Annotated in this window: 21 protein-coding genes; 17 read left to right on the forward strand and 4 right to left on the reverse strand. The window is 53.2% G+C overall.

The window, feature by feature from the left end; all coding sequences use genetic code 11:
* Window positions 1-479 precede the first annotated feature (479 nt).
* The 10 genes from ACFMKP_RS11260 (at window position 480) to ACFMKP_RS11305 (ending at window position 10279) form a co-directional block, all read left to right on the forward strand.
* A complete protein-coding gene (locus tag ACFMKP_RS11260; protein WP_382291851.1) occupies window positions 480-1613 on the forward strand; it encodes a homocitrate synthase in 1134 nt (377 codons plus the stop codon).
* Between the two features lie 96 nt (window positions 1614-1709).
* Complete coding sequence (locus ACFMKP_RS11265) at window positions 1710-2975, forward strand: 3-isopropylmalate dehydratase large subunit (RefSeq protein ID WP_382291853.1); 1266 nt, start codon at window positions 1710-1712, stop codon at window positions 2973-2975.
* 28 nt (window positions 2976-3003) lie between these two features.
* Entirely contained in the window at window positions 3004-3501 is a 498-nt protein-coding gene (locus ACFMKP_RS11270; RefSeq protein ID WP_382291855.1) for a homoaconitate hydratase, read from the forward strand.
* Between the two features lie 2 nt (window positions 3502-3503).
* Window positions 3504-4499, forward strand: coding sequence for an isocitrate/isopropylmalate dehydrogenase family protein (locus ACFMKP_RS11275; protein WP_382291857.1), 996 nt, complete (start codon window positions 3504-3506; stop codon window positions 4497-4499).
* A gap of 319 nt (window positions 4500-4818) precedes the next feature.
* On the forward strand, window positions 4819-4986 hold the full coding sequence (gene lysW / locus ACFMKP_RS11280; RefSeq protein ID WP_382291859.1) for a lysine biosynthesis protein LysW: 168 nt from the start codon (window positions 4819-4821) through the stop codon (window positions 4984-4986).
* Between the two features lie 13 nt (window positions 4987-4999).
* Window positions 5000-5863, forward strand: a complete 864-nt coding sequence (lysX, locus tag ACFMKP_RS11285; RefSeq protein WP_382291915.1) for a lysine biosynthesis protein LysX — start codon at window positions 5000-5002, stop codon at window positions 5861-5863.
* 30 nt (window positions 5864-5893) lie between these two features.
* A complete protein-coding gene (gene argC, locus ACFMKP_RS11290; protein ID WP_382291861.1) occupies window positions 5894-6928 on the forward strand; it encodes an N-acetyl-gamma-glutamyl-phosphate reductase in 1035 nt (344 codons plus the stop codon).
* Between the two features lie 294 nt (window positions 6929-7222).
* On the forward strand, window positions 7223-8026 hold the full coding sequence (locus ACFMKP_RS11295; RefSeq protein ID WP_382291863.1) for a [LysW]-aminoadipate kinase: 804 nt from the start codon (window positions 7223-7225) through the stop codon (window positions 8024-8026).
* A 19-nt stretch (window positions 8027-8045) separates the two neighbouring features.
* Window positions 8046-9227 carry an aspartate aminotransferase family protein gene (locus ACFMKP_RS11300; protein WP_382291865.1) on the forward strand — a complete coding sequence of 394 codons (1182 nt, stop codon included), beginning with the start codon at window positions 8046-8048 and terminating at the stop codon, window positions 9225-9227.
* Complete coding sequence (locus ACFMKP_RS11305; protein WP_382291867.1) at window positions 9224-10279, forward strand: [LysW]-lysine hydrolase; 1056 nt, start codon at window positions 9224-9226, stop codon at window positions 10277-10279. Before ACFMKP_RS11300 ends, ACFMKP_RS11305 begins: the two co-directional genes overlap by 4 nt.
* On the opposite strand, the gene ACFMKP_RS11310 is transcribed toward ACFMKP_RS11305, so the two are convergent.
* Window positions 10280-10639: a VOC family protein gene (locus ACFMKP_RS11310; protein WP_382291869.1), complete on the reverse strand. Its 360-nt coding sequence runs from the start codon at window positions 10637-10639 to the stop codon at window positions 10280-10282.
* A 195-nt stretch (window positions 10640-10834) separates the two neighbouring features.
* On the opposite strand from ACFMKP_RS11310, the gene mscL reads away from it, so the two are divergent.
* Entirely contained in the window at window positions 10835-11206 is a 372-nt protein-coding gene (gene mscL / locus ACFMKP_RS11315; RefSeq protein ID WP_382291871.1) for a large conductance mechanosensitive channel protein MscL, read from the forward strand.
* A gap of 259 nt (window positions 11207-11465) precedes the next feature.
* Here the strand turns inward: mscL and ACFMKP_RS11320 are convergent, their stop codons facing one another.
* A complete protein-coding gene (locus ACFMKP_RS11320; RefSeq protein ID WP_382291873.1) occupies window positions 11466-12563 on the reverse strand; it encodes a hypothetical protein in 1098 nt (365 codons plus the stop codon).
* Between the two features lie 51 nt (window positions 12564-12614).
* Between ACFMKP_RS11320 and ACFMKP_RS11325 the strand changes: the two genes are divergently transcribed.
* The 4 genes from ACFMKP_RS11325 (at window position 12615) to ACFMKP_RS11340 (ending at window position 15219) form a co-directional block, all read left to right on the forward strand.
* Window positions 12615-13232 carry a GNAT family N-acetyltransferase gene (locus ACFMKP_RS11325; RefSeq protein WP_054536878.1) on the forward strand — a complete coding sequence of 206 codons (618 nt, stop codon included), beginning with the start codon at window positions 12615-12617 and terminating at the stop codon, window positions 13230-13232.
* 13 nt (window positions 13233-13245) lie between these two features.
* Complete coding sequence (locus ACFMKP_RS11330) at window positions 13246-13791, forward strand: hypothetical protein (protein WP_382291876.1); 546 nt, start codon at window positions 13246-13248, stop codon at window positions 13789-13791.
* Window positions 13792-13862: 71 nt separating this feature from the next.
* Window positions 13863-14618, forward strand: a complete 756-nt coding sequence (locus tag ACFMKP_RS11335) for a sortase (protein WP_382291878.1) — start codon at window positions 13863-13865, stop codon at window positions 14616-14618.
* A gap of 82 nt (window positions 14619-14700) precedes the next feature.
* Window positions 14701-15219, forward strand: a complete 519-nt coding sequence (locus tag ACFMKP_RS11340) for a hypothetical protein (RefSeq protein WP_382291880.1) — start codon at window positions 14701-14703, stop codon at window positions 15217-15219.
* 89 nt (window positions 15220-15308) lie between these two features.
* On the opposite strand, the gene ACFMKP_RS11345 is transcribed toward ACFMKP_RS11340, so the two are convergent.
* Both ACFMKP_RS11345 and ACFMKP_RS11350 read right to left on the reverse strand, forming a co-directional pair.
* Window positions 15309-16706 (reverse strand): hypothetical protein, encoded by a 1398-nt coding sequence (locus tag ACFMKP_RS11345; RefSeq protein ID WP_382291881.1) that lies wholly within the window; start codon window positions 16704-16706, stop codon window positions 15309-15311.
* 435 nt (window positions 16707-17141) lie between these two features.
* On the reverse strand, window positions 17142-18107 hold the full coding sequence (locus ACFMKP_RS11350) for an SH3 domain-containing protein (RefSeq protein WP_204757487.1): 966 nt from the start codon (window positions 18105-18107) through the stop codon (window positions 17142-17144).
* Window positions 18108-18366: 259 nt separating this feature from the next.
* On the opposite strand from ACFMKP_RS11350, the gene recN reads away from it, so the two are divergent.
* Both recN and ACFMKP_RS11360 read left to right on the forward strand, forming a co-directional pair.
* Window positions 18367-20130: a DNA repair protein RecN gene (gene recN / locus ACFMKP_RS11355; protein WP_382291883.1), complete on the forward strand. Its 1764-nt coding sequence runs from the start codon at window positions 18367-18369 to the stop codon at window positions 20128-20130.
* Window positions 20131-20164: 34 nt separating this feature from the next.
* On the forward strand, window positions 20165-23557 hold the full coding sequence (locus ACFMKP_RS11360; RefSeq protein WP_382291885.1) for a hypothetical protein: 3393 nt from the start codon (window positions 20165-20167) through the stop codon (window positions 23555-23557).
* Window positions 23558-23592: the final 35 nt, after the last annotated feature.

Consider the following 23592-nt stretch of genomic DNA (forward strand, 5'->3'; position numbering starts at 1 on the left):
AATCCCCATAATCTGTGGCGAAAAAAACTCATCCTTCGCGATCTTCGCGTCCTTCGCGGTTTCAGCCATGCGTGAATCAAAACTCCCTAGCCCCTGAATCCTGCTCCCTGAACCCTCGGAAAATCATCACTTGACAAACTGAAATCTGCCTGCTATGCTTCGGCGCAGAACTTTTGATTTGTGGAGTTTGTTGCTATGTTCAGTCAACAATTGATTCTGAACTTGAAAAAACGCAGCGCAAAGAAGCCAGGCAGCGAGTCTGGTTTATTGCGTCGCGTCTAAACAACACTCCACGCGCTCAATAAACTCAAGGCTCGCCGCCATAAACGGCGAGTCTTTTTTTGTACCAAACGTCGGTTTTGAAAGGATTTTCCCATGGCCACACTCAAGCAACTTAAACGGATTAGCCATCTTCACCGCCCTGCGGCAGTTCGCCCTGAATTGTTCACCGGATGTTCTTGCGGAAGGATTGTGCTTTCATGACCCGTCAGTTTGCAATTGTTGATACCACCTTGCGCGAAGGCGAACAATGGGCCAACGCCCACTTCAGCAGCGCAGATCGCCTAGCCATCGCCAATTTGCTGGTTCAGTTTGGCGTTGAATACATCGAAATGACCTCGCCCTGCGCCTCGCCGCAAAGTGCGGCAGATTTGCGCAGCATCGCAGCCTTGCCACTCGGCAATACCAAGCTGCTGACCCATACCCGTTGTAACCTTGAAGACGTACAGCTTGCTGCTGAATGTGGCGTTGCTGGCGTAAATATCCTCTTTGGCACCTCACCCTATCTGCGCCAATGGAGCCATGGTCGCTCAATTGAAGCGATTTTGGCCGAAGTTGGCCCGGTTGTGCGTTTCCTCCAAGAACGGCAGATCGAAGTCCGTTTCTCCTGCGAAGATTCTTTCCGCACTCCCTTGCCCGATTTGTTGCGCGTCTACCAAGCTGTCGATTTGCTTGGCGTGCAGCGAGTTGGCATCGCCGACACCGTGGGCATTGCCACGCCGCGCGATGTTGAGCGCGTGGTTGGGGCGGTGCGGAATGCAGTTCGCTGCGACATTGAATTTCACGGCCACAACGATGGCGGCTGTGCAATTGCCAATGCCTATGCAGCACTCGAAGCAGGCGCAACTCACATCGACACAACGATTCTTGGCATTGGCGAACGCAACGGCATCGCCGCCCTCAGCGGCCTGATTGCCCGCCTCTACCTCTCCGAACCTGAAAGTGTTGCAGGCTACGCCTTGCCAATGTTGGCCCAACTTGATCACACAGTTGCGGCAATCTTGGGCATTCAAGTGCCGTTCAATGCCTGTATCACCAGCGAAACCGCCTTTGCTCACAAAGCAGGCCTGCATACCAAGGCAGTTTTGGCCAATCCCAGCACCTACGAAGCGATCGATCCCAATGCTTTTGGGCGTGAACGCAACGTGCTTATTGGCCATCGCCTAACTGGCCGCCATGCTTTGCAAAGCCGCGCTAACGCTCTCGGTTTGGAGCTGAGCGACAGCACGATCGTCGCACTTGCAGCCCAACTCAAAGCTGCCGCCGATGATCAGCCGTTGACGCTCGACGAGGTGGATGCGCTGCTGCGCTCAAGCACCCTCCAAGCAGCCTAACGATTTTTCGAGCAGGTAATTGAAATTGCTATTTCAATGCCTTGGCTTGCTATACCTTGATGTGCCATTTTTCAGCAATTTTTGGGAGTTTTTGCAATGGGTCAGACATTTGCCGAGCAAATTTTGGGGCATGCTTCCGGTCGCAACGACGTGCAAGCAGGCGATATGGTAGTAGTCAATGTCGATTTGGTGATGATGCACGATAGCCTCTCGCCAAGCATTATCGAGACCTTGCACAACGAATTGGGCGCTGAACACGTGTGGGATCGCGACAAAGTTGCGGTGGTCATCGACCACGTTGCGCCAGCCGCCACCGTGCGCCAAGCAGAACAACAACAACATGTGCGACGTTGGGTCGCGCAACAAGGCATTTCGCATTTGTTTGATGTTGGGCGTGGCATCTCACACCCTGTTTTGATTGAAGAAGGCCTTGTGCAGCCGGGCATGCTGGTAGTTGGCAGCGATTCGCATAGCACTGGCTATGGCGCGGCGGCGGCATTTGGCTCCGGCATGGGCACAACCGACATCGCACTGGCGCTGGCGACAGGCCAAACATGGTTTCGGGTGCCAGAAACGGTGCGGGTTAATGCAGTTGGTAATTTTCAACCAGGCGTAAGCGTCAAAGATTTTGGCTTGTGGGCGGCGCGCACGCTACGAGCTGATGGCGCAACCTATCAAAGCGTCGAGTGGCACGGGGTTGATTTTCTTTCGTGGCGCGAACGCATGACCTTGGCAACCTTGTCGATCGAGGTCGGAGCCAAGGCCGGAATTGTTGCACCAACAGGCTTGGGCGCTGAACATCCAGTACCAGCGTGGTTGCGAGTCGAGAATGATGCAAGCTATAGCCGCGTGGTTGAATGCGATTTGAGCACCCTTGAACCCCAAGTCAGCGTGCCACATTATGTCGATAACGTGGTCAATTTGGCTGAGCTTGGGCGAGTCGCGGTCGATGTGGTTTATCTTGGCACCTGCACCAACGGCCACTACGAAGATATGGCCGCCGCCGCCAGCATTCTCAAGGGGCGGCGTTTGGCTCCGAATGTGCGCATGATTGTGGTGCCAGCTTCGAGCGAAAGCCTGCACCGCGCCGCCAGCGATGGCACGTTGGCAACCTTAATTGCTGCAGGGGCGACGATCGGCACGCCTGGTTGTGGCGCATGCATTGGGCGGCATATGGGCGTGTTGGCTCCCGATGAGGTGTGTGTTTTTACTGGCAATCGCAATTTCCGCGGACGGATGGGCAGTCCAGGGGCCAACATCTACTTGGCCTCGCCCGAAGTAGCCGCCGCCACCGCCATCACCGGCTACATCACCCACCCGCGCAATGTGCTGCAAAGCACTGAGCAAGCAGTTTTCGCCTAATTTTTGCAATTGCACAGGAGTCAGCACTATGCCACGGATTTGGGTTTTTGGAAATGATGTCAACACCGACCAGATGGTTCCAGGCCGCTATGCCCCCTACATGCTGGGCGCAAACGACGATGTGCGGCGCTATGCCTTTATCGAAGCGCGGCCCGATTTCGCTCCCAATGTTCAGCCAGGCGATTTGATTATTGCTGGGCCAAATTTTGGCTGTGGCTCAAGCCGCGAGTATGCGCCCTTGGCCTTGAAGCGCTGCGGAGTTGGTGCAGTAATCGCTCCACTGTTTGCCCGCATTTTCTTCCGCAACGCCTTGAATTTGGGCATTCCCTGCTTTACCGCCGATATTCGCGAGCAAGTTGCCGATGGCGATGTTGTCGATTTTGATTTGGCTGCTGGCATGATCAGTAACAATGGCAGCCAGATTCAATTGCCACCACCAGAAAGCTGGATGCGTGAAGTTTGGGCTGAAGGCGGAATTGTGCCGTTCTATCGTCGCCATGGTCGCTTTCCGACGACAGGAGCCTAAGCATGACCAGCTTGTGTTTGATTGCCGGCGATGGGATTGGCCGCGAAGTGGTGCAGGCAGCGCGTCAAGTGCTCGAAGCGTTGGCAGTTCCTGCTGAATTTGTTGAGGCCGAAGCAGGCTGGGAAACCTTCCAGCGCACTGGCAACGCCTTGCCCGAACAGACTTTAGCCGCTGTCCAAGCGGCCAATGCAACCTTGTTTGGCGCGGTTAGCTCGCCATCGCAACGAGTTGCTGGCTATCGCAGCCCAATCGTTGGCATGCGCAAAGCGCTTGATTTGTATGCCTGTGTGCGGCCAGTTCAAACGCCGCCGTTGGCCAATGCGCGGGCTGGAGTTAATTTGGTGGTGGTACGCGAAAACACCGAAGGGTTGTATAGCGGCCAAGAAACCCGCGAGGGCGATGAACGGGCAACAGCGCAACGGATTATCACGTGTGAAGCCAGCGAGCGGATTGTGCAATGGGCAGTGCATTATGCTCAGCGCACTGGCCGCCGCAAAATCACCATCGTGCACAAAGCCAATGTGCTACGCGAAACCTGTGGTTTGTTCCGCGAAACCGCGCTGCGGGTGTTGTCCGATGCGCCCGATTTGCAGGTTGAAGAAATGTTGGTCGATAACGCAGCCTATCAATTGGCGCGTGCTCCCGAACGTTTTGAAGTGCTGGTTACCACTAATTTGTTTGGCGATATTCTCTCGGATGTAGCCAGCGTGTGGGGTGGCGGGCTGGGCTTAGCAGCATCGGCCAATTATGGCACCCGCACGGCGGTGTTCGAGCCAGTGCACGGCAGCGCCCCAGATATTGCCGGCCAAGGCAGCGCTAATCCATTGGCAACGTTGAGCGCTAGCGTGCTGATGCTGGAATTTGTGGGATTGAACAGCTACGCCAAGCGTTTGCAAACCGCGATTCAAGCAGTATTGGCCAATGGGCCACACACGCCCGACCTTGGTGGCACAGCCACGACGGCTGAGGTGGTGCAAGCAGTGATTGACCAGTTTTGATCCACGAAGAGCACGAAGAGGGTACGAAACCACGAAGAACGCGAAGAGCACGAAGAGGATGAGGCTCTAGGCTTTTGGCTAGCGGAAGAATTAACTCCCCTCGCCCGCGTTCAGTGGGCGAGGGGCTGGGGGTGAGGGGAATTCTAGCTCCCTACCACTACCCTTGAAACCACGAAGAACGCGAAGAGCACGAAGATGATGAGGCTCTAGGCTTTTGGCTGTTGGCTAGCGGAAGAATTAACTCCCCTCGCCCGCGTTCAGTGGGGGAGGGGCTGGGGGTGAGGGAATATCACCCCTAACTAATAAAGGATTACAAACAATGAGCGCACAATGCCCAGAATGTGAAGGAACGATCGTGTTGGCGGCAGATATTTTGGATGGCGAGATTGTGCCATGCCCCGATTGTGGCGCAGAACTCGAAGTCGTCAGCCTGAACCCAGTTGTTTTGGAATTAGCACCCGAAGTCGAAGAAGACTGGGGCGAGTAAGGGAGTTATGGCAATGCGTGTGGGTATGTTATGTTCCCGAATTCGGGTTGAAGAAAAGCTGCTGATCAATGAATTTGAGCGGCGCAATGTCCAATTTGAACGAATTGACGATGATCAGACATGGTTTGATTTGAATGCTTTACAAGCTAATCGTCAAGTGCGCGCGCAATTTCCTGATGTGATTATTGAGCGTTCGTTGCACCATGGTCGGGCCTTGTACACCCTCAAAACCTTGAACGATGCTGGCATTCCAACGGTCAACAATTATAACGTGGCCTTGACCTGTGGCGATAAATTTTTGACGACCCAAGCCCTGTTGCGCAACGGCGTACCATCGCCGCGCTGTTTGCTGGCCTACACCCAAGAATCGGCGCTCGAAGCGATCGAAAGTTTGGGCTATCCGGTGGTGTTGAAGCCAGTTATTGGCTCGTGGGGTCGCTTGGTCTCGAAGATCAACGATCGCGAAGCAGCCGAAGCAGTGCTTGAACACCGCGACACCTTGGGCAATTATCAGCACGCAATTTTCTACATTCAAGAATATATCAACAAACCAGGTGGCCGCGATATTCGCGCTTTTGTGGTTGGTGATGAGTGCATCGCGGCGATTTATCGCACCAGCGGCCACTGGATCACCAATACTGCACGCGGCGGTGAGGCTTCCAATTGCCCAATTACGCCAGCCTTGGCCGATATTTGCATCGGTGCGGCCAATGCGGTTGGTGGCGGCGTGGTTGCAATCGATGTTTTCGAAACAGCCGAAGGTCGCTATTTGGTCAACGAAGTTAATTACACCATGGAATTTCGCAACAGCATTAGCACAACTGGGGTGAACATTCCTGAACGCATTGTTGATTATGTGCTAGCTCAAGCGCAATAGTTGGCGCGCTGTAGCCAAATTGAGGTTGTTATGCTTTCAGTTTCGATCGTTGGTGGCTCTGGCTATGTCGGTGGTGAATTGCTGCGTTTATTGTTGGGGCATCCCCACGTCGAGGTGCGTCAGGTCACCAGCGAACGCTTAGCAGGCCAATATGTCTACAGCACCCACCCCAATTTGCGCGGGCGCAGCGAGTTGCGCTATAGCCCACAAAGCACGTTGGAGCCGTGTGATGTGTTAATTTTGGCCTTGCCGCATGGCTCTGCTGCCAAAAACATTGAGCATTATGCTGGCCTTGGCCAAGCAATCATCGATTGTTCAGCCGATTTCCGCTTGCGCGACCCAGAAGCCTATAGCCGTTGGTATGGAGAAAAACACCCAGCCCCGCACTGGCTTGAGCGCTTTGTCTATGGCTTACCGGAGCTGTATCGCGAGCAAATTCGCGCAACCCGCTATGTCAGCGGTGTGGGCTGTAATGCAACAGCGATTAACTTGGCCTTGTTGCCTTTAGTCAAGGCTGGATTAATTGATCAAACCAAGCCAGTGGTGGCTGAAGTCAAAGTTGGTTCGTCCGAGGCGGGCGCGGTTGCCAACGATGGCAGCCATCATGCCGAACGCTCAGGCGTGGTGCGCTCGTTTGCACCAGTCGGCCATCGCCACACCGCCGAAATTGTACAAGCGCATGGGCTTGAAAATGTGCATATTTCGATCACGTCGGTGGAAATGGTGCGCGGTGCTTTAGCAACATGCCACGTTTTTACTCAAGGCTCAGTCAACGAACGCGATCTCTGGCGAGCCTATCGGGCAGCCGCCGCCGAACAACCATTTTTGCGCATTGTTCATGATCGCACTGGCTTGCACCGCCATCCTGAGCCAAAAATCTTGGCTGGCAGCAATTATGCCGATATTGGCTGGGCGCTCGATGAAACCACAGGCCGCGTAGTTGCGCTCTGCGCACTCGATAACTTGATGAAGGGTGCAGCCGGAGCCGCCATCCAATGCTTGAATTTGATGCATGGCTTCGACGAAAGCGTAGGGCTTGAGTTTAGCGGCTTGCATCCGGTTTAAGAACATAGAACATAGAGCATAGAACATAGGGGTCGGGGGTCAGGGGCTGGGGATCGGTGGTCGGGGATCAGGGTTTCGAGGATACTAAGCTGGATTTTAACGCAGCGGCGCAGAGAGGGAGAATAATTATGAAGGATGAGAGATGAAGGGTGAAGGGATATGCTCTCCACATTGAGCTTGACGTGCTTCGTGCCCTTCGCGTGCTTCGTGGTTTCATTCTTGGGAATCTTTGCGTCCTTCGCGGTTCCTAGCCTTAGCGTGCTTCGTGCTCTTTGTGGATCAAAAAGGAACAACATGTTTGTGATAAAAATTGGCGGCGCGGCGGGCATTGATTATAGCAATCTTTGCGCTGATATTGCCCAGCTTGCCGCCCAAGGCCAACCGATTGTGCTGTTTCATGGTGGTTCGGATGGAGCCAACACACTTGGCGAGCAACTTGGCCATCCGCCGCGCTTCATCACCTCGCCGTCGGGCCATACCAGCCGCCAAACTGATCGGCGCACGCTCGAAATTTTCATGATGGCGACAGCCTTGCTCAATCGCCAGCTGGTTGAGCACTTGCGGGGCTTGGGAGTCAACGCTTTCGGTTTATCGGGCCTCGATGGAGGCTTGCTGCAAGGCACCCGCAAAACCAATGTTCGGGCGGTCGAAAACGGACGGGTGCGCGTGATTCGCGACGATTGGACAGGCAGCATCGACCAAGTTAATCGTGGATTATTGCAAATGTTGCTGAGCGCTGGCTATCTGCCAGTCATCGCACCATTGGCGGTCAGCGCTGCGGGCGAACCATTAAATATTGATGGAGATCGCGGCGCGGCCAGTGTGGCAGCTGCACTCGAAGCCGAAACCTTGTTGCTGCTAACCAATGTGAGTGGCTTATATCGTAATTTTCCCGACGAAAGCAGCTTAATCGCGCATTTGCCGCGCACAGAATTAGCCCACGCCAGCGAAAAACTCGCCCAAGGCCGCATGAAGAAAAAATTGCTTGGAGCACAAACCGCGCTAGAGGCTGGCGTGCGCCGCGTGATTATCGGCGATGGCCGCAGCGAGCAACCAGTCAGCGCAGCGCTCGCAGGCAATGGAACAATCATCGAATAGGATTTGGCAGGAACAAACAATGACTGAACAACAACCTTTTGCCAGTTTGGAAGCTGCTCATAGCGCGGGCGTGTATGCCAAGCGCCCAATTACCTTGGTGCGCGGCAGCGGCGCAACCCTCTACGACGATCACGGTCTGGCCTATCTCGATTGTGGCTCAGGGATTGGGGTTGCCAACATTGGCCATTGCCATCCAACAGTGGTGCAGGCAATTGCCGAGCAAGTAGCAACCCTAACGGTTTGCCCAGAAGCCTTTCACAACGATCAACGCGCCTTGTTACAAGCCGAATTGGTGCAATTATTTCCTGCCGAATTTCAACGGGTATTTTTGTGCAATAGCGGCACCGAAGCCGTCGAAGCAGCCTTGAAATTTGCCCGCATGGCCACAGGCCGCACGGCAATCGTCGCAGCCATGCGAGGCTTTCATGGCCGTACCTTTGGAGCCTTGAGCGCAACCTGGGAGAGCCATTATCGCGAGCCGTTTATGCCGCTCGTGCCCGATTTTAGTCATATTCCCTACAATAATATCGAGCGTTTGCAAAGCGCTATAACCGAACAAACCGCCGCCTTGATTATCGAAATTGTCCAAGGCGAAGGCGGAATTCGGCCTGCAACCGCCGAATTTTTGCAAGCAGCCCAAACAATTTGCCGCGAACGCGGAGCCTTGTTGATTCTCGATGAAGTGCAGACTGGCTTTGGCCGCACGGGGCGCATGTTTGCATTTGAACATGTTGGCTTGCAGCCTGATTTGGTCTGTTTGGCTAAGGCCTTGGGTGGCGGCATGCCAATGGGCGCGGTCGTGATCAACCAGCGAGTTGGCGAATTGGCGATTGGCACGCATGGCTCGACCTTTGGCGGCAATCCCTTGGCATGCGCGGCGGCGCGGGCTGCGCTCAGCGTGATTCGCACCGAACAATTGGTTGATCAAACTGCCGAAAAAGGTGCGTGGTTATTGGCTCAATTGCAAGCGATTCGTTCGCCCAGAATTCGCGAAGTGCGTGGCTTGGGCTTGATGATCGGCATTGAACTCAAGGAAAAAGTTGCGCCCTATCTGCAAAAATTAATGAACCAGCATCAGATTATTGCGCTGAATTCTGGCAGCAACGTGTTGCGCCTGCTCCCGCCGCTGGTCATTTCGTGGCCAGAATTAGAACGCGTGGTGGCAACCCTGCGCAGCATGTTTGAGGAGCCAGCAGCATGAACGATCAACAAGCTTTGCAATTAATTGAGGCCATGGTGGCAACACCCAGCGTTTCTGGCGACGAGGCCGCGCTGGCCCAACTCTTGGTCGAGCAGATGCACCACGCTGGCTTTGATGCGCACGTTGATGCGGTTGGCAACGCAGTTGGGATGATTGGAGCTGCTGCTGAAACCGTCGTGCTGCTTGGGCATATGGATACTGTGCCAGGATATATTCCAGTTGAAGTGCGCGCTGGCGAGTTGTGGGGGCGCGGTTCAGTTGATGCCAAAGGCTCGTTAGCGACGTTTATTGCTGCTGCCGCCCGCGCTCATGCTGAGCAACGCTTGGCCTATCGGGTGATTGTGGTTGGCTGCGTCGAAGAAGAAATTGCATCATCCAGAGGTGCGCATTTTATAGCCCAAACCATGGCCGCGCCAACGTGGTGCATTGTCGGCGAGCCAAGCGGCGCAGACCGCCTAACCTTGGGCTACAAAGGCAATTTGCGGGCACAAATTCGCATCGACCAGGATGCAGCCCATTCGGCCCACGCCAGCCAGACCGCCGCCGAGCATGGCTGTGAATTGTGGAAAAGCATCGCCCAGCACGCCAATGAGTTTAACCAAGGCCGCGAGCGAGCCTTCGATCAGCTGCTACCAAGCCTTGTGCGCATCGAATCTGGTGGCGATGGCCTGCGCGATTGGTGCGAGTTGCTGGTCAATGCCCGCTTGCCCTTGGATCTTGATCCGGCGGCCTATACTGCGCTGCTGCAACAACTATTGCCCAATTATGCCCACTTGAACATTAGCGGCGCAACGCCTGCCTACAGTAGCGAGCGCACATCGAGCATAGCGCGGCGTTTTGGGCGAGTATTTCGCGCCAAAGGCCAGCAACCGCGCTATGTGCAAAAAACTGGCACCGCCGATATGAACGTGGTTGGGCCAGCCTGGGGTTGCCCTGTTGTTGCCTATGGCCCAGGCGATGCCGCGCTCGATCACACGCCACACGAGCGTTTGCCGTTGGCCGAGTATTTACAGGCGATTAACGTGTTGACCGCTGTCTTGAGCAACGAGTAATTATTCTTGAATGAGCTCCAAACTATTGCCATCGGGATCAGCGACAATTGCCGCTTTGATGCCGCCCTCAGTTGGCGGAGCGACGATGGTGCCACCATGCTGCACAGTTTTTTCGAGCGCTCTGGCTAAATCGGGCACACACACGTGAAATTGCAAGCGGCTTTGTTCGGCCACAACTCCAGCAATCGCGTTTGGGCAAAGCAACAAAGGAATATTAACCAAAAAACCTTCATAAAAGGTATGTTCGCCATGCTTAACCTTGCGAAAATTGGTAAACAACACAGCATTATAAAAGGCCGCCATTTGTTCAATATTGGTAGCAGCAAGCGTTAATTGGGTAAATGAAATTGGTGAATGCATGTAAATCCTCATATAATTGTCTTTTGCTACTGCCCATGCTACCATAGGCCAAGCCCAAACCCGCTATGACAGCACTCCAGAACGACTTTTGCAGCAGCAAGTCTGATTATTTCTAGCCGCATTAATTTCAAATAAACGCTATTTTTATTGTTTCGATTGCAGACCTAGAGTGGCAACGTATGTGGAGGATCGACGATGTTTAAAGAGTTCAAGGAATTTGCTTTCAAAGGCAACGTGCTCGATTTGGCAATCGGTGTAATTATTGGGGCTGCCTTTGGCAAAATTGTCACGGCCTTGGTCGATAATATTTTGATGCCATTAATTGCTGCTTTCTTTGCTAAACCTAACGTTGCTGAGTTGCAATTTATGGTTGGAAAAACTCCAATTGTCTATGGCGTATTTGTCCAATCAGTCATCGACTTTTTGCTCGTCGCTATCGTCTTATTTGGGGTTGTCAAAGCAATTAACATTACCCGTCGCAAGCAAGAAGCCGAAGCGCCAGCCGCGCCACCACCAAGCGAAGAAGTGCTCTTGCTGCGCGAAATTCGCGATAGCTTGCAAAAGTAAGATTCCCCTCACCCCAACCCCTCTCCCGTCCAACGGGCGAGGGGCTTTCATGCCGTGGTTCTACCTCAAGGCGTGGTAAAACGTGGGATAGGGGCTGCTTACGAGGGTCGGTTGTTAAGATCCCCTCACCCCAACCCCTCTCCCGTCCAACGGGCGAGGGGCTTTTGGTTGTGTGGGTTTGGCATGATTGGTGGTGAACATTGGTGCTCCCCCTCGCCCGCGTTTTCGTGGGAGAGGGGGCTGGGGGGTGAGGGAATCTTTATGGCTCAAGCTCAATCTGCCAAATTGCCCCTTCATGCAACAGTAAAAACTCAGTCTGATTCAACGCCTGCAAATCAGTAACCAAGCGTGGTTGGCCAGCAGCATCATTAATTGGATAGACCTGGGTTGGCGACCAATAGACCAAACTATTGCTATCCAAGGCCCGCACCAAAACCCCATCGCGATACCACACCAATGGCTCGACCCCCAAATTGGTGGCTTGAATCGAATTCAGGCTTGGCTCGTAGATCCGAAAATCATCGCCCAGATAATAGGCTAAGGCTCCGCGCTTGTTCCAGAGCATTCTAGGTATGCTCGTGCCACGCTGGCTTTGATCGAGCAGCTGAATTTGATTGGTTTGCAGATTATAGAGGTGTAACTCTAAAGCAGCTTGGTCGCGCACTTGCACCAACAAAGCCAGTTGATCGCGATTAGGGCTAAGTTGCAAGCCACCAGCTACCAACTGCCGCTGGGGCAGGCGAATAATCACTTGCTCTTTGCTCGTACCACCAACTTGCATAATCCGCAGGTCGTTATCACCCGCTGCATAATACAAGGCACTTTGGGTCATCAAGGCTGCTTGCACCAAGCCATTGGTCGAAGTCAGCACGTGCAATGCTTGGCCACTAAATGGCTCGATCGCTTGCAGCAGATCAGGCTCCTGTTGCGAACGCCACAAAAGCAAAGCCCCATCACTTGACCAACTCAGCGCTTGGCCTTGATAGCGACGACTAAGCTCGATAAAATTCAAACCTGGCGCATGCAATTCAAACTGATCTTGGCTAATCGATTGGGTAATGAGCCATTGTTGGCTTGGCGCAAGCGGGCCAAATTGAGCACGAATAACGCCATTCGCCGCCACCAACAATTGATCGCTAGGGCTAAGTGCAGTGGTCGCGCTGGCGGTTGGCTTGAGCAACGGCGTTACCGTCGCAGGATTGCTGCTCGGCGTTGGACGAGCGGTGGCCCGCACCACGAAGCTTGGCGTTGGCCGCAACTCCAAGGTCGGAATAACCACAGCGGTTGGTTGCTGCTGGGCCAAATCACACCCATACAACAGGCCAATTAGTACCAAAACAATATAGAATCGTTTCATATCACCATGCTATAATAAATGCTGGAAACGGTTATCAGCAACAGGCAGCCTATGACGAATGATCCAATCATTGCGACCGCACCACGACTTATAATTCGTCGCTGGCAACGGGTAGATTACCAAACCATGGATCGCTGGCCACCTTTCACCGAACCTTTAAGCAGCATTTGGAACTTACCAGATCGGGTGACGGTTGGCGGCGATTGGATGAACGACATCCGGCGAACCTATGCGATTGTTCTGCGTGATAATACCCTAGTTGGGCGAATTACGTTACGCAACATTGATTCGGCTAGTGGCTCGGCACGGCTTGGGATTACAATTGGCGCACCCTATGTGAGCCAAGGCTATGGCACCGAAGGCTTAGCCGCCTTTCTCCAAGCATTTTTCAGCACCCTTGGCTTTCAAACCATGGTGCTCGATGTGGCTTCAGTTAACGAACGAGCTGTACGCTGCTATCGGCGGCTCGGCTTCCAATATAATGGTCATCATTGGCGTGATGCTGGCTGGCGTTTTATGCAAACGCTCGATCAAGCCACCCGCGAACGCATCGCCCCCTTTATCAAGGAAGGCCGTCACGGGGTGTGGGTACAATTTTACGACATGACGCTCGCCCGCAGTGATTGGCAAGCGGCTCAACATCGGTCAGTTATCCACGTTAATCAATAAAAGAGGAAGCAGTATGTCGCTGATTGCAGGAAACTTGGCAGTTGTTCAAAAACTACTCGACGGTGCGCAAATGGCGTGGGGCATTTATGGCGGAGCCGCAGCTCACTTCTATGGCAGCCGTCGCCCAATTAATGATATTGATATTGTGGTGCCAGCCAACATGCTGAGCGAAATTGCCCGCTTGTTGCAGCAAGGCCAAAAGGCAGTGCAGTACGATGGTGGGCGCATTTTATGGCGTGGGATTATTCTGCAAGAGGATCTGACGATTCGCCAAAATGGTGCTGTTTACCCGTTTGTGCTCGATCAACCAATGATCGAACGCCTACAACGCAAGCCATTGCTTGGCTCACGGGTGCTCTTTTTGGCTCCCGAAGATATTTTGGTCCACAAATTAATTTTGTATCGTGGTTCAGACCAACAACGCTTCGATATTGTCGATTGCGAAGGCATTATCAAGCGCCAACAACTCGACCTTGAATATCTGAGCCAACGCCTGCAAAGCAGCAACGCCACTGCCCTCGTTACCCCACGCATCGCCGAAATGGGCGTAACGCTGTAAGTTTAAAGGCATTGTGGGTGCATTGCTCAGAATGCCTTTTTGATTGAACCCTGACCGATAGAACATTGCTTATGCTAAAAACAACCCAACCTCAACATCCGATCGCCTGGACTTTAGGCAATTGCTTGCTCTTTTGCGGCATGTATTTGTTGTTGTATGTTGGCGGCATGTACGCCGACGATTTTTACAATCAACAAGCAGCGCGCGGCGATAGCACGCTGCCAATCGCTGCGCCCATCATTGCAACTGCCGAGCCTGAACTTGGCGCCTTTCAAGCCCCCCAATTAAACGCCAATCCGCTCAGCGACCAACCTAATGCCAATGTTCCAAGCGAACATTCAAGCATCAGCCGGATTCAAATTCCACGGATCGAGGTTGATCAGAAGGTGATCGAGGTTGGTTGGGAGTTAATCGATGGCGTGGCAACATGGCAGGTTGCAAAATACGCCGTTGGCCATCATCAAGGCAGCGCCAACCCCGGCGAAGCAAGTAATATCGTCTTGGCGGGCCATGTTGGCGGCTCGGCGCCCGTGTTTGATCGCTTGATTGAAACCCAGCCAGGCGACCAAATTGTGCTCTATAGCAATGGTCAGCAATATCTGTATGTGGTGCAATCGAATGAGCGTGTGCAAGAAGTTGGCATTTCGGCAGAACAACGCCTGACCAATGCTGCCTATATGAACCCAACTCCTGCTGAAACCATTACCTTGATTACCTGTTGGCCGCCAACTGGCCCCAATGCCTTCGATCAGCGGATTATTGTGCGAGCCGTTCCCTACACCAGCGCTTCGGAGCAACCAGCAGGTAGCAATTGGCAGATGCGCTAAATCAAGCTGCAACAAAATTTTATAGCCTATCGTCAGATGAACAGCTATTGACAATTCTGTGTCATCACGAAGGGGCTACACCATGACAAAACGAACTTTAGGCTTGCTATTGATTGGAGCAGGGATTATTGCCCTCTTCAGCAACATTGGGAATGGCTTGTTTGGCCGCGACCACGATTATCGTGAGTACGAAGTGCGTCAAGCAATGCATTTTCAAATGCATGAAGATTTTGCCCAGCCCGAGGTCGAATTTAACGAAGGAATGGCTGATTTTCAGGCCGAGATGAGTGATATTCAAGCAGAAATCAGCGAGGCTGTAAACTCACATTGGCAAGATAATGCTGCCGAATTCCACGAAGAAATGGCCAACCTGCGCGCCGAAATGCAAGATGCGCAAGCTGAAATGTATGAGGCCCAAGCTGAAATGCATAGCGCAATGCCAGCCAACGGCTTTGCAGATTCACGCTTCGAGCACGGGCCACGCCATCGCGGTGCACCATTCGGCTTCTTGCTGTTTCCCTTATTAATTGGTGGTGGGATATTCTTGTTGGTTCGTCGCCGCCGCATGGTTGTGCGCCGCCACCAAGTCCAGCACTTCTAATTAGCGCTTCGAGTCTATTCAAAAGCCCCTGCAATGACGGTTGCAGGGGCTTTTTTTGCGCTTAGAAAATAATTGATCAGGCTGGCAAATTAGCCAAGCACGCGGTTAAGGTTAGCTTCGAGTTTTTGGCGTAAATCACGGCGCACTTGCTCGCCAGTTGCAGGCGTGGTCAGTAAACCAGCCACAATCCCCAAAATAAATGAGCGCAGGCCGGTGCGTGCGCGGCGGCCTTTGCGGCCAACCTCGGTGGTTACTTCACCAGTTTTATGGGCGATTGTTTGGGCTGCTTGCTGGGTCGTTTCGCCAACGATATGCGCAGTTTCTTTGGCGCGGCCACCAACAACCGAGGCAGCATCTTTAGCGCGCTCGCCAACAACCGAGGCGGTTTCTTTGGCCCGCTCGCCAACTACAGTTGCAACATCCTTGGCCCGTTCGCCAACCACTGAGGCCGTTTCTTTGGCGCGGCCACCAACAACCGAGGCTGCGCCTGCAACTGCTGGAATAACCGTTGCGCTTACATCTTGGGCCTTGGCGCTCACGGTTTGGGCAACCGAACGCAAGGCATCGGGCGCATGCTCACGAGCTTCTTTAGCGCGTTCGCTGGTTGTTGCCAAAAATTCTTGCACAATGCCACTCAAGCGTTGCACCAAATCGCTGGCTTGATCACGAGCATCAGCGCCTTTGCTGCTCGCCACATCAACCGCGCGATGGCGTAAATCGTCTGCTTGTTCAAGTACAGTTTCGCTGCTGCTGCTCAAACGATCGCGTACTTCATTCAAAATGGTTTTAGCCTTATCAGCCAAGGTTTCGCCTTGATCCATCGCCTGTTCGCGCACATCGGCCAAACGGCTACGGGCATCGGCGCTTTTGCTGCTTGCAGCTTTCACCGTCTGATGGCGCAAGTCGTCGGCTTGCTCAAGCACGGTTTCGCTGGTGCTGCTCAAACGATCGCGCACTTCATTCAAGATATTTTTGGCTTTATCGGCTAAGGTTTCACCTTGATCAACTGCTTGATCGCGTACATCGGCCAAACGGCTTTTGGTTTGGTCGCCCAAATCGTTGGCCCGATCGCGGCTGGCGGTAGCAACCGCAGCTAAGCCAGCAGTTGCAGCGCTCAACAACGAACTACCTTTATCGCGACCTTGAGCGGCTTTTTTGCCAAGTTGGTCAACAGCATGTTCAACTTGATCGCGGCCAGTTTCCAAGCTCGCATTCAAGCGTTGATTGGCGTTCTTGCCAGCTTTGCGCAATTTCTTTTGCTCGCGTTTCAGTTCTTTGCGGGCTTGTTTGCTGAGGCTATGCAAATAGCTATTGGCATCGGCAGCCCGATGTTCAACTTGATCGCGGAGATTTTCGGTGAGCAAGGCGACTTTTTCGCCCAAGCTGGTTGGATGATTGCGGCGGCTGCGTGCGCCCAATACCCCACCAATCACACCACCAGCAATCAGTGCGGCAGTCAATAATGGTTGTTCTTTTTGCTCATTCATAATCAATAACTCCTTTGCTCTACGATTCGAGCACGTATCTGCCAAACCTATAGCAAACCCTATACCAAGCGTTTGATCCACGAGGGGTCAGGGGCTAGGGATCAGTTACGGAAACCACAATGAGGGATCAGGGGTCAGAGGTTAGGGATCAGTTATGGAAACCGCGAAGGACACGAAGATCGCGAAGTTATTTTTTGCCTCAGATTGATCCACGAAGCACACGAAGAGCACGAAGAACCGGAACCACGAAGGACGCTAAGATCACGAAGTTATTTTTTTGCCCAGATTTCCCTGATTATATTTACAATAACCCATCGCCCAAAGCCAATAGTCAAGAGCCTTTCATCCCTCATCCTTCATAATTCGTCCTTAAAAGAAAGAGGATCGAGCTACTACTAGCCCAATCCCCTATGCTCTACTCTATGTTCTATGTTCTTAGTTCGTTACGGTTGGAACAGGGCTGCTTGGTGGACTGAGCACACTTGCAGCAACCCAGCCACGGCCTGTGCCATCGGGCAACTGAATTTGATACCAATCGCCTGATTGACCAAGCACTTGCACGCTATCGCCAGCCTTGAGCTGGGCAATCGGGTCGTTATTGGTATTTGGCGCAGGCCGCACATTGGCGGTTGGAGCGGTTACGCTAGCGGTTGCTGGAGCCACGGTTGGCGTAGCAGCAGTATCCACGGTTGGCGTTGCCTCAGCCTCATCATCTTCTGGGTCTTCGCCCTCAGCGGTATCTTCGCTAACCGGAGTTGCAGTGGGCAAAATTGGCGTAACCGCCGTGCCCCACGCTGCATGATTTGATTGATTAAGTGCGCCACGCACGGTCGTAATTCGTTCATTGGCCCAAAATAAGGCAATAAACGCTACTGCAACTAATAACGCAATCCGAATTGGGTCAGAAAGCCGCAGGATGGTGCTACTGCGTTGCATCTCACGCAAGGCGGCAGCAGCGCTGGCGGCAACTGGCTCGCCCCAACTGGTGCGGCTGCGATCATCGCGGGCAACCCGCCGCAAGGCCAGCAGGGCCCGACCATCGCCAACTTTGCCCAAAGCGCGCACCGCAGCCCAACGCACGTTGCTGTTGGGGTGATTGAGTGCTTGGCTCAAGGGGCGGCTGGCCCGACCATCGCCAATTTGGCCCAAGGCTTCGGCGGCTCGATAGGCCCGCAACCACGGATATTTTGGATCAAGCGCTTCGATCAGCAAGGGAACTGCTTGCGCCCCCAAGCGAATCAAATCGTCTTCTGCTCGTTCGTGGTTGGGATCGTTGGCATTATCTAAGGCAACGACCAACTGGCGCAATTGCGCATCGGCAACCTGTGGCGGAGCTGCTTCGGGCCGGGCCTGCGATGGCTGCGGCTGGCGCGGCTGTGATGGTGGTACTTGATCAGTCATATCAGCGAATCTCGAATATGCATTAATTAATAAGGATGGTGTTGCCAGCACTCAGGCCAATTGCAACCCTCGCATTGTACCAGAGAAAGCAAGTTCAAATATCCACAGCACAATCCTGACCAGCAAACCAATCAGCAGCTGGTCGCTTTGCCAATTGAATCAAATGGGCTATCCAAAGCGAATATGGTACAATTGATCTATATGCAGCCCGTTGGCGCGTTCGCAAACGGCTGTTTTTTTAGGGCAAACACGAGAGTTTATGCTGCTAGAATTATTTATTGCCGATTTCGCAATTATTGACCAAGTACGCTTACAATTTACCCCAGCATTTAATGTGCTGACTGGTGAAACCGGAGCCGGTAAGTCAATTATGATTGATGCCCTCGGCATGTTACGTGGCGAACGGAGCGATCCGAGTTTCGTGCGTGCTGGTAGTAATCAAGCTCGCGTTGAAGGCATTTTCACGCTCGCCGATCGCCCAGATATTCTGCCAATTTTAGCGGAATATGGCCTTGATGGTGCTGATGATGATCAGATTATTCTGACCAGAGAAATTCACGGAGCCAGTGGCCGGAGCGTCGCTAGGATTAATGGTCGTGCCGTGAGTAGCGCTGTGCTGCGCGAAATTGGCGGGCGTTTGGTCGATATTCACGGCCAAAACGATAGCCAAACCTTGTTTAATGTGCGCACCCATGCCGAAATGCTCGATCGCTATGCAGGTGTGGTTGCTGATCGTGAGCAACTGAGCCAACAGGTGATCGCGGTCGAAGCAGTGCGCAGCCAAATTACAACCTTGCGCAACGCCGAAGCCCGCCGTATCGATCGCATCGAAGAATTAACCTTCTTGGTCGAAGAATTGACCAATGCCAAACTGATTGCTGGCGAAGAAGCAACATTAACCAATGAGCGCAGTTTGTTGCAAAATAGCGCCAAAATTACCGGCATGGTCGATACGATGTATCGTTTGCTGCGCACTGGCACGCCTGCGAGCGAGCGTCGCACTGCAACCCGCTCGATTGTCGATAGCCTTGATGATGTGACGAATGTGTTGAGCGAGCTGTTGCGGCTTGACCCAAGCTTGGCAGCGCTCAACGAGCAAACCCTCGAAGTACGCTATCGGCTCGACGATGTGATCGAGGGCGTGCGGACGTATCGCGATCGTTTGGAATTTGAGCCAGGCCGGCTGGAAATAATTGAAGATCGCTTGGCTGAGCTGCGCGATTTGGCCAAAAAATATCGCGCCGCCGATGCTGCCGAATTGCTCGAACGCTTGACCAACGCCAGCGAAGAACTTGAAACATTGCACTATAGCGCCGAGCATATTGCTGAATTGGTGCAGCAAGAGCAACAACTGCTAGCCAGCATTGGGCTTGCAGCCGCTGAACTGAGCAGCCGCCGTCGCCAAGCAGGCGATGAATTGGCCGAACGGATTGCCGCTGCCATGGCCGATTTGGCCATGCCGCATGTTAAATTCCATGTGCAACTCTCGCAGCGACCAGACCCACATGGCGTTTTGATCAATGAGCGCCATTTGGCCTTTGATCGCACGGGGATTGATCAGATTGAGTTTTTACTCAGCCCCAATCCTGGCGAGCCGCTCAAATCATTGGCCAAAATTGCCTCTGGTGGTGAATCGGCGCGCTTGCTATTGGCCATGAAATCGATTCTTTCGGCGGTTGATAGCGTACCAACCTTGGTTTTTGATGAAGTTGATGTGGGCGTTGGCGGTCGGGCTGGCCATGTGGTCGGCGAAAAATTGTGGGGCATTAGCGATGCCCATCAAGTGTTGTGTATTACCCACTTGCCTCAAGTTGCAGCCTTTGGCGATTGTCATTTTGCGATTGCCAAACAAGTTGTCAATCAACGAACCCAAACCTTTGTGCACCCACTGAGCGAGCAAGAGCGCATCGAAGAATTAGCAGCGATGCTTGATGGAACACCAGTGAGCGAAGCCAGCCGACGCTCTGCAAGCGCCATGCTAGAACGTGCTGCCAACTACAAACTGGCAACCAGCAATTCATAATTCAATAATATCCATGCCTTTGAAGGAGTCTGCCTTGGATTCACGCGAGACAACGATCAGCCTGTGGTCGCGGCGGGTAATGGAAGCCTGCTGGCTACTGGCTTTAGCAATGATCCCGATCTATTTTAGTTTGCTTAGTGACCGCCACTTTGAGCCAGATAAAGCGGTGGCCTTGCGTTCCATCGTGATGATCCTTGGCGGTGCATGGATTATCAATTGGCTTGAGCGCGGCCAAGTGTTTCGTTTGTGGCCACGTTGGCGTGATTGGTGGCGCTCGCCGCTGGTTGCTCCGGCTATCGTCTATGTTGGGGTCTTTCTCTTTACTACATTGACCTCGGTCTTGGTCTTTACCAGCTTTTTCGGCGGCTATAATCGGCTTCAGGGCTTCTACACCAACTTCTCGTATGTGGTGGTGTTTGGGGCGATGCTGGCCCATGTGCGCCGCCGCGAGCAACTTGAGCGCATTATTACGGTGATTGTGGCCACAACCTTGCCTACGTTGGGCTATGGTTGGGTCCAATATCAACGCAGCGACCCCTTGCCATGGGCTGGCGATACTGCCGCACGGGTTGCCTCAAGCATGGGCAACTCGATCTTTGTGGCTGCCTATTTGATTCTGACGCTGCCATTTATGCTCTATCGCTTGATTACGAGTTTGATGGCCACCAAACGCAGCGAAGCCGAGGGTGTAAGCTCGGTTGGCTTAGATGCAGCTTGGTTTGTTACCTTGGGCTTGCTGCCGCTTGGTCAATTAAGCTTGTTGTATGCCACGCTCAAGCTCGGAGCCTTGATTCAAGCGCCATTGCTTGGGATTGGCCATTGGTGGATCTTTCCGCTGGCGGTGATTGTTACCAGCAGCACGTTGCCCTTGATTTCGTGGGTAACCAGCACCCGCAGCCGCAATGATTGGCGCTTGTATGTACCTGGCAGCTTGATTCTGTTCTACATGCTGGCCCTGGTTATTGGCGGCTATTTAACTGCCGATCAGTGCCAAGGCCAGATTAGCAAAACCTGCTACAACCTCGATATGGCTTCAGCAGATCGCGCCAGCAACTTCCGCACTTGGTTCTTGTTGGCGATGGCGGCCTATTTTGGCTTTTATGGCTTGGTTGTGGCCTTGCCACGCCGGATTGCCGCCGCACCGCATGCAGTAGTGCAATGGCTCAGCGCTGCGGTATATGCTGGCCTCAGCATTTTCACCGTCGTGATTATCTTCTTTACCCAAAGCCGTGGGCCACAAATTGGCATGTTTGTCAGCCTGTTTGTGTTCTTTACACTATTTTTAGTGCAAGGGCTACGCAGCACCAGCTTCAAACGGCTTTTTGGCGCAGCGCTCAGCGCTTGGGTCGTGCTTTCATTGGCAAGCGCAGTCTTCTTGGTGGTGCTCAATGCTGATTCGAGCAGTTTTAGTGGCTTGCGCCAAAGTAACCGCTATATCAACCGCTTAGGCAACTTGCTAGAAACTGATGCTGGCACCGGTTTGGTGCGGGTGCTGATTTGGCGGGGCGATGAACACACCCAAGGCGCAGTTGGCCTAGCCTTGAGCAACCCACTCCGCACCGTCATTGGCTGGGGGCCAGAATCGATGTTTGTGGCCTACAACCCCTTCTACCCGCCGCGCTTGGCCAATTATGAATCGCGTGGTGCGTCGCCCGACCGTTCGCACCAAGCCTTGCTTGATGAATTGGTGACCAAAGGCGCAATTGGGTTGTTCAGCCATTTGTTCTTGTTTGGTTCATTTTTGATTCTCATGCTGCGCTTGCTGCGCATTCCCCGCTTGGTCAATCTCGGCATTACAACCGTGTTTATGCTGGGCATTGGGCTGTTCTTCGCTGTCTTTTTGAAGAGCCTAGAATTAGGGTTGATTGCTGGCGGCGTTGGCTTGCTGGTAGTTGGCCTCGCCACATGGCTGGGCTATGCCAAGCCCTTGGATGAACCAATTAGCTTTGGCTGGCAATTATTGATTATCACCGCGCTTTCAGCAGTGGCAGCCAATTTTGTCGAAACCCTGTTTGGGATTCCGATTGTTTCATCATTGCTGTATACTTGGGTGATTATGGCGGTTGGCGTGGTTGCTGGTGCGCAAGCAGGAGCCTTCCAGCTTGGCAGCAAGCCTGCGGTTGTGGCTGCCACCTCAACAGTCGAAGAAGTGGCTGAAGCAGCGCCGGCCAAAGCTGGCACCAAACGCCAAGCAGCCCAAAATGCCCGCCGCACAAGTGGCAATCGTGGCCGCACCAGTAGCGGCGTAACTGGCGCAGCTCCAGCCCGCATTTTGTATGCAGTGGTTGTGCCGATTGTCTTGTTGTTGGTTTGGTTCCTCAACCTCGATAACATTTTTGCCGATATGCGCTACTTGCAGGGCAAACAATTTATCGACCAAGGTCAAGGTCTCGATCAACATCTCTTGGGCTTTGCGGCAATTCAAGATGCAGTTGAGCATGCACCCAACGAAGATCTCTATTTCTTGATGTATGGACGGGCCTTGATGACCTTGGCCACCGATTTGAGCATTGAACAAAACAAGTTGGTAAGCGAAAATCAAAATCAGGCCATTGCCCAAGTGCTGAATAGCCGCCCGCTGCCCAATGCAGAGCTGGACGATTTGCCCAAAACTGAATATAGCATTGCTGGCATGCAAAATACTGCCCGCGATTTCCTGACCAAATTTGGGCCGTTGCAAGTCTTGGATTATGCACGCTTGGCCTTGGAAGAAGCTCAGCGGCTCAATCCACAAAACAAAGATCACCCAGCCAACTTAGGCCGTTTGCATTCATCGTGGTTCCGCAACACCGAGCAAAGCGACCCAGAAGGCGCGCGCAAGCACCTCGATGCGGCAATCGAAGCCTACAAACAGGCACATACAATCGCGCCGCAGGATGTGGAATTGACTGGCCAATGGGCAATGTTGTATCTGTATCGCCAAGAATACGATACAGCGATTGCCGAATTGAGCAAGGCGACGACGCTTGATCCGCTGTGGTCGATCAACTTCATTCGCTTGGGCGAGGCCTATCGGCGCAAGGGCGATTTGCAAAATGCCGCGCAAGCCTTTGCCAACGCCTTGGCGCTTGATCCACGGGCGCTCAACAACAGCGGTTTGGTTGACGTAGCCGAATTGCCAGCTGAACGTAGCGAGCGCATTCAAGCAACCTTTGCCTCGATGCAAAGCGATCCCGCGGCGTTCGATAGCTTCCTAACGGGCTTCGAGCGGGCAATCGCCAGCAAACCAGGCGATATGTCGTATCGCCAGATTTATACCCAAGTCTTGAGTGATAGCAAGCGCTATGACGCTGGCTTGGCCCAAGTTGAATTGGCTTTGGCTGAGATGGATAAAATGGGGGCGCAAGACCCTAATTTCAACACCACCTATGCTGATACCAGAACCGGCTTTGAGAAATTGCTCAGCTTTTTTCAAAGCCAACAATAACTGAGTCCAATCAACTCCAACCCCCTCTCCTGCAT

This window comes from Herpetosiphon sp. NSE202, from assembly GCF_042688385.1.
Lineage (GTDB): Bacteria > Chloroflexota > Chloroflexia > Chloroflexales > Herpetosiphonaceae > Herpetosiphon.